At 40.6% G+C, this 11567-nt stretch carries 15 protein-coding genes; 10 read left to right on the top strand and 5 right to left on the bottom strand.

All coding sequences use genetic code 11. From position 1 onward, the window contains the following. A partial coding sequence (locus HYG89_RS11400; RefSeq protein ID WP_178867550.1) for a transposase domain-containing protein occupies positions 1–95 on the top strand: 95 nt, incomplete at its 5' end. A 16-nt stretch (positions 96–111) separates the two neighbouring features. Here HYG89_RS11400 and HYG89_RS11395 read toward each other — a convergent pair. From HYG89_RS11395 to HYG89_RS11385, 3 genes are all read right to left on the bottom strand, one after another. Beyond that, positions 112–405, bottom strand: coding sequence for a HigA family addiction module antitoxin (locus tag HYG89_RS11395; RefSeq protein WP_178867549.1), 294 nt, complete (start codon positions 403–405; stop codon positions 112–114). After that, entirely contained in the window at positions 402–710 is a 309-nt protein-coding gene (locus HYG89_RS11390; protein WP_096900967.1) for a type II toxin-antitoxin system RelE/ParE family toxin, read from the bottom strand. Before HYG89_RS11390 ends, HYG89_RS11395 begins: the two co-directional genes overlap by 4 nt. A gap of 126 nt (positions 711–836) precedes the next feature. Beyond that, on the bottom strand, positions 837–1367 hold the full coding sequence (locus HYG89_RS11385; protein ID WP_096900966.1) for a hypothetical protein: 531 nt from the start codon (positions 1365–1367) through the stop codon (positions 837–839). Between the two features lie 354 nt (positions 1368–1721). Between HYG89_RS11385 and cysD the strand changes: the two genes are divergently transcribed. Further along, complete coding sequence (gene cysD, locus HYG89_RS11380; protein WP_026438300.1) at positions 1722–2630, top strand: sulfate adenylyltransferase subunit CysD; 909 nt, start codon at positions 1722–1724, stop codon at positions 2628–2630. Between the two features lie 144 nt (positions 2631–2774). Further along, positions 2775–4391: a sulfate adenylyltransferase subunit CysN gene (gene cysN, locus HYG89_RS11375; RefSeq protein WP_178867548.1), complete on the top strand. Its 1617-nt coding sequence runs from the start codon at positions 2775–2777 to the stop codon at positions 4389–4391. Positions 4392–4493: 102 nt separating this feature from the next. On the opposite strand, the gene HYG89_RS11370 is transcribed toward cysN, so the two are convergent. Next, positions 4494–4961 (bottom strand): GNAT family N-acetyltransferase, encoded by a 468-nt coding sequence (locus HYG89_RS11370; protein WP_178867547.1) that lies wholly within the window; start codon positions 4959–4961, stop codon positions 4494–4496. 281 nt (positions 4962–5242) lie between these two features. Between HYG89_RS11370 and HYG89_RS11365 the strand changes: the two genes are divergently transcribed. The 5 genes from HYG89_RS11365 to HYG89_RS11345 all read left to right on the top strand — a co-directional run bounded on the left by HYG89_RS11365 (position 5243) and on the right by HYG89_RS11345 (position 8093). After that, positions 5243–5719: a hypothetical protein gene (locus HYG89_RS11365; RefSeq protein ID WP_167845869.1), complete on the top strand. Its 477-nt coding sequence runs from the start codon at positions 5243–5245 to the stop codon at positions 5717–5719. 157 nt (positions 5720–5876) lie between these two features. Further along, the gene (gene pnuC / locus HYG89_RS11360; protein ID WP_178867546.1) at positions 5877–6455 is read left to right on the top strand and encodes a nicotinamide riboside transporter PnuC; all 579 of its coding nucleotides are present in this window, start codon (positions 5877–5879) and stop codon (positions 6453–6455) included. A gap of 12 nt (positions 6456–6467) precedes the next feature. Further along, a complete protein-coding gene (locus HYG89_RS11355; protein ID WP_178867545.1) occupies positions 6468–6752 on the top strand; it encodes a hypothetical protein in 285 nt (94 codons plus the stop codon). A gap of 165 nt (positions 6753–6917) precedes the next feature. Then, complete coding sequence (locus tag HYG89_RS11350; protein ID WP_004971978.1) at positions 6918–7415, top strand: DUF2505 family protein; 498 nt, start codon at positions 6918–6920, stop codon at positions 7413–7415. A gap of 258 nt (positions 7416–7673) precedes the next feature. Further along, positions 7674–8093 (top strand): DsrE family protein, encoded by a 420-nt coding sequence (locus HYG89_RS11345; protein ID WP_178867544.1) that lies wholly within the window; start codon positions 7674–7676, stop codon positions 8091–8093. Between the two features lie 60 nt (positions 8094–8153). On the opposite strand, the gene mobR is transcribed toward HYG89_RS11345, so the two are convergent. Next, the gene (gene mobR, locus HYG89_RS11340) at positions 8154–9827 is read right to left on the bottom strand and encodes a phenol degradation transcriptional regulator MobR (protein ID WP_178867543.1); all 1674 of its coding nucleotides are present in this window, start codon (positions 9825–9827) and stop codon (positions 8154–8156) included. 417 nt (positions 9828–10244) lie between these two features. Here mobR and HYG89_RS11335 point away from each other — a divergent pair, with 417 nt between their 5' ends. After that, positions 10245–10538, top strand: a complete 294-nt coding sequence (locus HYG89_RS11335) for a phenol hydroxylase subunit (RefSeq protein ID WP_004971972.1) — start codon at positions 10245–10247, stop codon at positions 10536–10538. 19 nt (positions 10539–10557) lie between these two features. After that, entirely contained in the window at positions 10558–11562 is a 1005-nt protein-coding gene (locus HYG89_RS11330) for an aromatic/alkene monooxygenase hydroxylase subunit beta (RefSeq protein ID WP_178867541.1), read from the top strand. Positions 11563–11567: the final 5 nt, after the last annotated feature.

Raw genomic sequence — 11567 nt, 5'->3', positions numbered from 1 at the left:
CCTATTTAAGTGATGTGCTGAAAAGGTTGCCGACACATAAAGTGACTCAGATTGAAGAATTGCTACCACACCGCTGGAAACCGGAACCGAATTAAAAAATAGGCATGGGGTTCAGCGGACGCTTACAACACTTGCCACCAATTTTTTGATCATAGGTCGCTGGCGTTGACTGGCAAGCCATAAATCATGCTGCATTTGTAAATTCAACCAAAACTCTGGTGAGGTTTCTAAGGCTTCACTCAAACGAATCGCCATATCTGCAGAAATTCCAGTATGACCATTCAAAATGCGAGATAGGTTTGCACGTGTCACTCCAAGTGCTTGAGCCACTTCAGTCACAGAAGTTTCACCAATATATTCGCGCAACATTTCGCCCGGATGAGGTGCATTAAACATCATATTCATCTTTGTACTCCTGCGCTAGAAGCTATGTGATAATCCAAATAATCTACAATGTAGACATCACCATCTTCAAATTTAAAAATTACACGCCAATTACCATTTACTGTTAGTGACCATTGATCTTGTAGATTTCCACTCAATTTATGTAAACGCCAATTGGGTGGAGTTCGCAAATCATTCACCGTAGATGCAGCATGTAGTGCTGCAAGTATTAAACGTAATTTTGTAGAATGCGCTGCTTGAATACCTGCTGTTGAACCAGTTTGGAAAAAAGCCTGAAGACCTTTATGTTTAAAACTCTTAATCAAGCCTTAGTATCCAAGTGTATTGTGTATATGTACAGTATACGATAATTTCGAGTTTAATCAATCAACCAGTTTTGGCGGGGTTTAAGTGCATCTTGCGTAATCCGCAGAAACTTAAAGTGATGATGCTTATAACAACGCCGTTTGAATCCGTACTTTCATCTCTAAAGCTTGCTGCAAAATATGCGCTTTCATCCAAGTTACTTGTGTACCCATGGGGTTGGTTTTAATAGCAGTGTTTAAGAAATCCAGTTTTTCTTGCGAAAATAATTGCGTTTCAATCGCTTGATGCAGTTCTGCCGTGGTTGCATTTAAAGGCACATCTACCAAATAAAAACCTTTAGGATAATTATAAAATGCATACATTAAGTTAAAGGCTTTTTGTTCGGCCTTTAAATTGCCCGCACCAATTTCATAGCTGCGGTCTTGATTGCTATGCGTCACGCCTATTAAAAAGGAGAGTTGTTGATCACGGCAACGCAAACCAAATTGCAGCCCAATCTGATCTGCACTGAGTTCATGTTGCACAAAAACATTCAGCATTGAAGCATCATCGTTTAAAGGCTCTTGTAGGACGAGTAGCTCAGGGCTGTGTTGATACAAAAAACCAGCCAGCTGCGCCTGTTCAAGTTTGGATTTGATCTGTTCAATCTGTGGCATGTGAGCATCTTAAAAATAAAAAAATATGTTTTTACTTTAAGCATTTTTTGTTCATGCTTGAAGCACTGAATTAGATGAATAATCTATGAAGTTATTCAAAAATGAGCAGCTTGTAAGCGCGATTTGTATGTATCAAACGTAGCGAGAATGACGTTAAATTTCAATATATGATGGAATAAACTATTGATTAAATAAAACTTATACTGCTTATTGGTTTTCTTTTATATGAGCTTTTTGCATATAAATATAATAAAACAAGCAATAGTCTGCATAACTAAGTCACTATAATGAAAATCAAATTCTATCTGTGTTATTCGTACACAAGTTTAAGTACATCTGGTGTGATCAATGTCAATAAATCAGGAAAGACTTACTCATCTTAAACAGCTTGAAGCTGAGAGTATTCATATTATCCGTGAAGTTGCAGCCGAGTTTGAAAATCCAGTCATGTTGTATTCGATTGGTAAAGATTCAGCGGTAATGTTGCATTTGGCTTTAAAAGCATTCTATCCAGCGAAACTGCCATTTCCACTGTTACATGTGGATACAGGCTGGAAATTCAAAGACATGATCACTTTCCGTGACAACATGGCAAAACAGCACGGTTTTGACTTGATTGTTCATCAAAATAAAGAAGGGGTAGATGCCAACATTAACCCATTCGATCATGGCAGTTCTAAATATACCGACATCATGAAAACCCAAGGCTTAAAACAAGCTTTAGATAAATACGGTTTTGATGCGGCATTTGGTGGCGCGCGTCGTGATGAGGAAAAATCACGTGCCAAAGAACGTGTTTATTCTTTCCGTGATGCAAAACATCGTTGGGACCCGAAAAATCAGCGTCCTGAATTGTGGAATTTGTATAATGGCAAGGTCAATAAAGGCGAAAGTATTCGTGTGTTCCCATTGTCTAACTGGACTGAATTGGATATTTGGCAATACATTTACCTCGAAAGTATTCCATTAGTACCGTTGTATTTGGCTGCAGAACGTCCTGTCGTTGAGCGTAGCGGCACTTTAATTATGGTCGATGACGAACGCATGCCGTTGCTAGAAGGTGAAGTTCCACAAATGAAATCGGTACGCTTCCGTACTTTAGGTTGTTATCCACTTACGGGTGCAGTCGAATCAGAAGCGAATACCTTGCCTGAAATTATTCAGGAAATGCTATTGGCAACCAGTTCAGAGCGTCAGGGTCGTATGATTGACCACGATGAAGCTGGCTCGATGGAAAAGAAAAAGCAAGAAGGTTACTTCTAATCTCTCCTGAAAAATCTCCCCAAACCCCTCTTTATAAAGAGGGACTTATAAAAAGCGGAGCAAAGCCTCCCTTTATAAAAGGGAGATTTAGAGGGATTAAAGATTAAAAAACCGATTTCTAAAAAATATGTGGAGCTTTGAGCAATGTCTCATCAATCGAATTTAATTAGCCAAGATATTTTGGCGTATTTAAAACAGCACGAAAACAAAGATCTACTGCGCTTTTTAACTTGCGGTAACGTAGACGATGGTAAATCGACATTAATTGGTCGTTTGTTGTATGACTCAAAATTGATTTATGAAGATCAATTACAAGCCGTGACTCGTGACTCGAAAAAAGTCGGCACTACGGGCGATGCACCTGATTTAGCTTTATTGGTCGATGGTTTGCAAGCCGAGCGTGAGCAGGGCATTACCATTGATGTGGCTTATCGTTATTTTTCTACTGAAAAGCGTAAGTTCATCATTGCCGATACACCTGGGCATGAGCAATATACACGTAACATGGCAACAGGTGCATCGACTTGTGACTTGGCGATTATTTTGATTGATGCGCGTTATGGCGTACAAACTCAGACCCGTCGTCATACTTTTATTTCTAGTTTATTGGGCATTAACAATATTGTGGTTGCCATCAATAAAATGGATTTGGTGGATTATTCAGAAGCACGATTTAACGAAATTCAGACGGAATATGCGAACTTTGTGAATCAACTGGGTGATCGTAAACCATCGAATATTATTTTCACGCCAATTTCTGCCTTAAATGGCGATAACGTGGTGAACAAGTCTGAGCATACCCCTTGGTACACAGGCGATACTTTAATGGGAACATTGGAGTCGGTAGAAATTAACCGTAACTCGGCTCAAAATGATTTCCGTTTCCCTGTGCAGTATGTCAACCGTCCAAACCTTGACTTCCGTGGTTTCTGCGGCACGATTGCTTTGGGCGATATTCATGTGGGTGACCGCATTGTGGCATTGCCATCGGGTAAAAGCTCGACAGTAAAAGAGATTGTGACTTTTGATGGCAATCTTGAACATGCAATTGCAGGTCAAGCAGTTACCCTAACACTGAACGATGAAATTGATATTTCACGTGGTAATGTGTTGGTGCGTGAAGATCAAGTGCGTCCTGAAATTTCACGTGCTGTAAATGCCACTGTGGTGTGGATGGCTGATCAGCCACTATCTATTGGCAAGCTGTATAACTTAAAAGTGGGTACACAAACTGTGCCTGCAAAAGTCACAGCCATTCATTACCGTACCAATGTGAATACTTTGGAACAGGTGCACGTTGAACAGCTTGAACTGAATGCAATTGCCAATGTCACCATCGAATTTGATGCGCCTGTGGTATTTGACCGTTATCAAGACAGTCGTTATACGGGTTCGTTTATTTTCATTGATCGTTTAAATAACGTGACCATTGGCGCAGGTATGGTTGAAGCTTGCGTAGAATGGACTGCACACAGTACACCTGTAACAGCCGAAGACCGTGCTGCACGTTTGGGTCAAAAACCTGCAGCGGTATGTGTACCAAGCCAAGCACTTGAACAGGCACAAGCACTTGAAAGCTTGCTGATTCAGCAGGGTATTGTTGCCATTGCCAAAGCAGGTTTAGATGCTGCGCAGGTTGCATTACTCCGCGAAACGGGCATTGTGGTCATTAGTGATGTAAACAGTGGTGCAGATGCAGAGTTGACTGCGACAGCTACAGAAGAACTGGCAGAAAAAATTATTGCCCTAGTTCGCTTATAAAATTAGATTCGTTTATAAAATCGAATCCACATCCCCAAAAAACCGCTTTCACCTGAAAGCGGTTTTTTTATGTGCGTTCACTATATTGGAAAGTTTGTTTTTTTAAGTGTGCTCTAAGGGTTCGCCATTGAGATGTTTGAGCATGGGTGTGAAGTGCTCATAGCTAATTTTTTGAGGTTGTATTTCAAAGCCATTTTTTTCATAAAAACTTAAAGCAGTCTGTGTGCTAAATACACTCATGTGCGATACATTTTTGCGCTTTAAATCGCTTATTGCTTCAAATAACAAGGCTTGACCAATACCGCGTTGTTGTACTTCGGGGGCAATGGCATGTTGTAAAATTTGCCCGCGATCACTCATCATAATAAAGCCAACCACCATATGCTGTAAGACATAGACCCAACAATTATTGTAATGCAGCAGCATTAAAATATTTTCATAGCTTTTATTTTCTAGCCATGCCTGAATTTTGGCTTCATTGCGTTGATGATCTTGAATACAAGAGCGAATACTGGCGTGTAATACCGCAACCAAATTGGCGACATCTTGAATTTGTGCAGCTCTAATCATCTAGGCTTAGGGTGATAGATAAAAACAAGGCTCTATTGGAAGCGAAAAGTGTTTAAAGAAATAGCAGAAAATTGTTGTGTTTTACTGCGTTATACTGCAGCACAAGTCCTATTTTTAAGGCAATCGGTATCATTGTGTAATTGAGCATTGCACTTTTTAGCGATGCATGGATGGAATCTTCTGTTAAAGCATAAGCGTTGAAGCGTGCAGCAGCGAATAGACGCTAAGCCCTGAAATGGTTATACTTTATTGAAACGCCTGAAATAAGAGCGAAGACCAAGATGGCAAAACTATTGTTATGGATTTTGTTGTTGATTGCCGTATATGCAGTCTGGAAAGTCTGGTTCAAAATAAAAATTAATCGTACTTTTCAGCAAAGCTGTCAAGATATTGCCAATATTGTCCAAGACCCGATTACCCACAAAGCACCGCGCCCTGTAGAAGAGGTGGTGGAAGAAGTTGCCGAATACGAACAGCAATTATTTGATGATATCGCAGAAATATTTTTAAGCTTAAAAGTATCTAGTCGTGACCCTGAAGATGCCGAAACTATTCAACAAGAAGTGCTAAATAAAATGCCTGCCAAAGCACATACGCAAATTCGTCAGTTAGACTTGGGGGAGTGGTCAATTTACTGGAGTTTTTACGAGCAATCCCTTGAATATTTTGTCGGCAAATACGGAGTTTTTATTACCCATGTAGACCGCTTTGGGCAAGAGCATAAATACAATAATTCAGAGCAGTTTCAAACAGATTGATTGTCATGCCTGATTTTCTGTTTATGATTTTACAGAGGTTTCTTGAAAATTAATTGCAGCATCTTCTTGTCAGTTAAGTGTTTGGTTAAATGTTGAGTTTTGCGCTATTTTCCCGAAAAGAGGTATCATGCCTTTTTCTTTTACATAGGCAGCATCAATGTCAGTTTTAGAAATCATTGCTGTGTTGATTAGTGTTTTAGGCGTGACCTTAACCATTAAGCGACATATAGCTTGCTGGGTGGTGAATTTTATTGCCTGTTTGCTGTATGCCTATTTGTTCTTTGAATATCAATTGTATGGCGAAACGGTATTACAAACCCTATTTATGGGCATGGCTGTTTATGGTTTTTTCCAGTGGAAAACTGCACAGCAGCAAAAACAACATATCATCATTCAAAGCTTGCCACTCTCTAAAATGTGGCTGCAAATTGCACTGAGTAGCATGCTGGGTTTACTGTTTGGGCTAAGTTTAAAGTGGTGGACGCAGGCTTCACTGCCTTTATTGGATGCACAACTGGCAGCTATGAGTCTATTGGCAACCTATTGGACCAGTCGTAAATACTTGGCTACATGGGTGTTATGGATTGTGGTCGATCTGGTGTATATCGGCATGTTTATTTACAAAGAGTTGCTGTTAACGGCTGTGTTATATGCAGGTTTTGTGGTTCTTGCTTATTTGGGCTGGCGTGAATGGCATAAAATCCGACAACAACATGCGGCACATTCTGCGGTGTGATGACGTGTAGCGATGAGCAATTTAATTGATTTTAAACAGGCGCAGCTTAAACAATTTGATTTATTGGCATTGGATATTTTAGCGTATCCTGAGCGTTATTTACAGTTTGATTCGATTGCAGATTTTTGCCAAGCCCAGTGGTTAGATGATTTCCCCAAAGGGACGACATGGTGTTCCACAGGACTAGATGATGGCGCAGAACATTTTTATGCCAAAATTGAATTTTATGGGCATTATTTAACTATTTATAGCCATGAAACCTATGCCGCTGAATTTGGCATCATTCACACAGAATAGACAAAATAGAGTCAATGACAGCAGGCGGAAAAAACATTTTAATAGCCTGAAAATAAAGTTGTATTTAGGATATAAAACAGCTTATACCCGTTGAGCATCAGCCAAATTATATTGCACGATGATGCTAGACCTACTCCATCAATAAACAAAATAAAAGGAACTCAAATGGCTCATCAATTTACTGTAAACGCCACCATTCATGGCGTTTCAATTGACGAATTTAAGCGTTTAGTGGCAGATGTTGCTTTGCATGAAGCAGTCTGCAAGCGTATTCCTGGTGAAAATTTGGAAATTTTAGAATCTAAAAAGAACGGTGATATTTACACTTTACGCCGTGCTTATAATTTAGATGTGAATATTCCAGATATGGCTAAAAAATTATTAAAAGATGCATTTCGTTTAAAACGCAATGATGTGACCCATTTAACGGCGCTTACTTCTACCGTGGAGCTTGGTGCAAACTTGCCTTTAGAAGCTAAAGGCGAGCGTAGTGTGACAGGCAACCATGAAAAAATTGATATTCAATTAAACTGGACAATTAAGGTTAAAGTGCCATTGATTGGCGGCATGTTGGAAAAACATGCAGAAGGGGAAATCCGTCGTTTCAGTGAGTTGGAAATTGGTATTGTAGAAGATGAACTCAAGAAAAATTTAGCGGCTTAACCCTTCATTTCTACTAGAAAAGATTGCTCTTAAATACATGCTTGGCGCTGCCGTTTTCGGTGGCGCTTTGTTTTTTGGACGTATTGAATTGTGATTGTTGATGCTGGGGTCATTTTACAGTGATCAATTTTTGATTTTTGAAAAAGTTTAGTGCTTGGCTTTATTGCATACAGACTATCGTCTTAATTTATTATTTAAATATAGTATATTTATTATGCTAATATTTTGACCAGATTTAAATTGAGTGTGAGTTCTGCCATGAAATTGATTCAGTTGTTATGTTTATCGGTTTTGCTGACCTTTGCCAGTCTATCTCCAGCAATGGCAGAGAGCAAAAAAGATCCACTTTTTGTCTTGCTTACCAGCAGTGATGAGCACCGCACCAAAATGGCAATTGGCATGAGCAATAACCAATTTGGCAAAGGTCATCCACTGACGATTTATTTGGTCGATCAAGGCGTAATGTTGGCATCTAACCGCTTTGAACCTAAATATGCAGAGCATCAGAACATGCTGAAAAGTATTATCGCCAAAGGTGGTGATGTGTATATCTGCAAAATGTGTATGGAGCAGTACGGTGTTGTTGAAGGTGACTTAATGAAAGGTCTGAAATATGCCAATCCAGATGCTATGGGTGAAGCAATTTTCCGTCCAGGCACTCAGACACTGAGCTGGTAATTCGGCTGCTTGAAATGCAAAAGCCTTGTTGAAAAACAGGGCTTTTTTATTGCGGAATTTCTAGCGCATGGCGTATTTTTTTAAACGATAATCCAGTGCAGCGCGGGAAATTCCCAATAAGCGTGCCGCTTCAGATACATTGTGTTTGGCTTTTTGCATCGCGGTGATAATCAGTTGATGCTCATGCTGTTCTAAATCAAAACCTTCGGTTAAAAGCGTGTCTAAATCTACGCTGTCTTGCTCATCTACAGTATGGTCGCTGTGCATTTGCGGAAACAGGGCATTCAGTTTAATCAGTTGTTGATCTTCCGTCAGTAGTACCGCACGTTCGAGCAGGTTTTCCAGTTCACGAATATTGCCAGGCCACGCATAGCTTTGCATAAAGTCAGTGGCTTTTTCACTGACGCCTTGAATTTGTTTGTCATACATTTTTTCAAAGCGTTTTAAGAAATGCGCAACCAATAGCGGTAAATCTTCACGGCGTTCACGCAGTGGTGGAATTTGCACAGGAAAAATATTTAAACGGTAATATAAGTCGGCACGGAAACGACCTGCTTTAACGGCTTGTTCTAAATCTTCATTGGTTGCAGCAATTACACGAACATCAATATGACGGGTTTGTGAATCCCCAACACGTTCCACTTCACCTTCTTGTAGCACACGCAGTAAAGCCGCTTGAGCGCGTGGTGAAAGCTCAATCACTTCATCTAAAAAAATAGTGCCGCCATGGGCGCGTTCGAATTTACCTAAGCGTGATTGATGTGCACCTGTAAATGCACCTTTTTCAACACCAAACAGTTCAGATTCAATCAGTTCAGGCGGAATTGCCGCACAGTTGACCGCAACAAAAGCATGTTCTTTACGTTGACTGAGTTCATGCACACCACGGGCAAAGGCTTCTTTCCCGACCCCTGTTTCACCTTGCAGCAAAATCGACACTTTTGCACCTGCCGCTTTTTTGAGTAAGTCACACACCCGTTGATAAGCTGCAGATTGTCCGACTGAGCTGAACATGCTGTAGTCATTTTTACTGGTGGTATAAATCGACTTTTTCAGTTCATACAGTTCTGCTTGTAGCGCAATGAGTTCCTGTTCCATCGGTTCAGGCGACATGAACTGAATCAGCTCATCGGCATTTTCCCATTCACTGAGTTGTTTACCAATAATACGGCAATGCTCACGCCCGCAGGCTTTACATTCCACTTCCTGATAAATAATGGTCATGCCTGTGGCAAAACTGCTGTAACCGCAAGCATAGCCCAGCAGCATCCAGCAGGAAGGTTCGTGACTCAGTCCAAATTGCTCAACATGCACATCGGCTTCAAAAGAGTTATGCCAGTTTAAGTCTGCATAAAACTGTTTTTTCTTTTGATTTAAAATCAATTGATTGGCAGAAACTTGCACCATGCCACGAATACCGTGCATTTGCGGCCCTGCCATAAAAGCCTGTTCTTCAATTAAACCTGGGCGCATTTTAGTAGTGACTTCTGCATCTTTCAGACCTGCCTGATAGCCCAAACGAATAAAAAAGCGTTTGGTGCGTTCCATTCCAATCATATTGGCAAGGTCTTTACGCAAATAGCCCATGATGCTGGTATGCATCAGCAACATGCGATACTCATCAAACCAGATTTGTCCACGCTCAGTGTCAAAATGTAGTTTGGAAAGCAGGTCGTGAATTTCCTGAGGATGACCTGCATATTTGCCGCTGCTGTCGTATTTTACTTGTACCATGCGCCGTGTTTAATCCATTAAATTCGAGGCTATTTAGCCATCTTATGCAAATTCGTGAAAATTCAATAATACCTAAACAGCATCATGCCAAACCTTAAAGGTATTCGGCTGTATCTCTATGTTTTTGTTGTTTTTATTTCATCTTTATCATAAGCGAATTGCATAAAGCCCAAGGGTAAATTTTTGTATCTGTACGGGCTGTATTTCATCAAATCATGAAATCTTAAATTTTTTAAACATCAAAATTCATCAAATCATGAAATCCAAATTCTTATAAAAACACTCAGATTTTTTAAGTTGCTGTTTTTCAATGTTTTTATAAAGTTGGCACGCTTGTTGTAATAGTAAAAGTAAGCAACAGATGCATGAAGCAACTGAAGCAAGTTCTGAATGAATCAGATCTTGTAGGAGAACAATATGAAGGATGCAACAGGCGCATTGCCCTTAACCAAATATATTCGGGTAACGGGCGATATTAATGCCGCATTTGTCGAGTTCGACTTTGCCATTCACGATCCCACTTTATATGTGGAGTTGGTGTTACCGCAGCAAGCATTCCGCGAGTTCTGCGCAACCAATCAAGTGGTGGAAATGAGCGAACAACAGCAAGCCGTGAATGATGCTGAAGAAGACAAATGGCGTTACGGCATTGAACACGACACTTTAGTCGGTGCACAGCGATACAACATTGATCATGAAGATCAACACTGAATGCTTAAGGAGATAAGCGATGACTTTAGAAATTAAAACAGCGGGTATTGAGCCAATTCGTCAAAACTATGCCTATATTGAGCGCCGTTTTGGCAACAAGCCAGCCACCCGTTATCAGGAAGTCAGTTTTGATATTCAGGCGGAAACCAACTTTCACTATCGTCCGCTGTGGAAACCTGAAAAAACCTTAAATGATAAAACCCATACTGCAATTGAAATGCAGGATTGGTATGCATTTAAAGACCCGCGTCAGTTTTATTACGGAACTTATGTGCAGCATCGTGCGCGTTTGCAGGACATTGCCGAAAGTAACTTTAGCTTTTTTGAAAAGCGTCAGTTGGCAGAGCATATTTCTGAAGATGTCAAAGCCAAAGTGATTGCCTTGTTTTTGCCGTTTCGTCATATCGAACAGACTGCCAATTTACACATGATGTCGGGCAGTGCTTATGGTTATGGCACGGTGCTGACCCAAGCCTGTATTTATGCTGCGATGGATCGTTTAGGGATGGCGCAGTACATCTCACGGGTTGGTTTGGCACTCGATGGCAACACGGGCGAATCTTTAATTCCAGCCAAACAAGCATGGATGCAGGATGAAGCATGGCAAGGACTGCGCAAGTTGTGTGAAACCAGTTTGATCGAGCAGGACTATTTCAAACTGTTTTTATTACAAAACTTGGTGATTGACAGCTTTATGAGCGAATTGGTTTACACCCAATTTGATCAATGGCTGGCACAGCATCAAGCACGTGACTTGGCGATGCTGATGGAATTTATGCAGGAAGCCATGGCAGATTTACGCAAATGGTCAGACAGCGTATTTAAAATCGCAGCTGCAGAATCTGCACATAACAAACAATTGTTGAGCCAGTGGTTAGCCGAATATTTACCTGAAGTGAAAGCGGCATTTGCAGCGTGGGCAGCTGAGGCGTTGTCTGCAGATGCAGTCGACATTGCAGAACAAAAACTGCTGGAACGCAGTAAAAAAATTGGCATCGAACTCGAACAAATTTTGCAGGCTTAAGGAGA

The organism is Acinetobacter sp. SwsAc5 (genome assembly GCF_013391485.1).
Taxonomy (GTDB): Bacteria; Pseudomonadota; Gammaproteobacteria; order Pseudomonadales; family Moraxellaceae; genus Acinetobacter; species Acinetobacter towneri.
The sequence above is the reverse complement of the archived record's forward strand: the minus strand, read 5'-3'. Positions and strand labels throughout refer to the sequence as shown.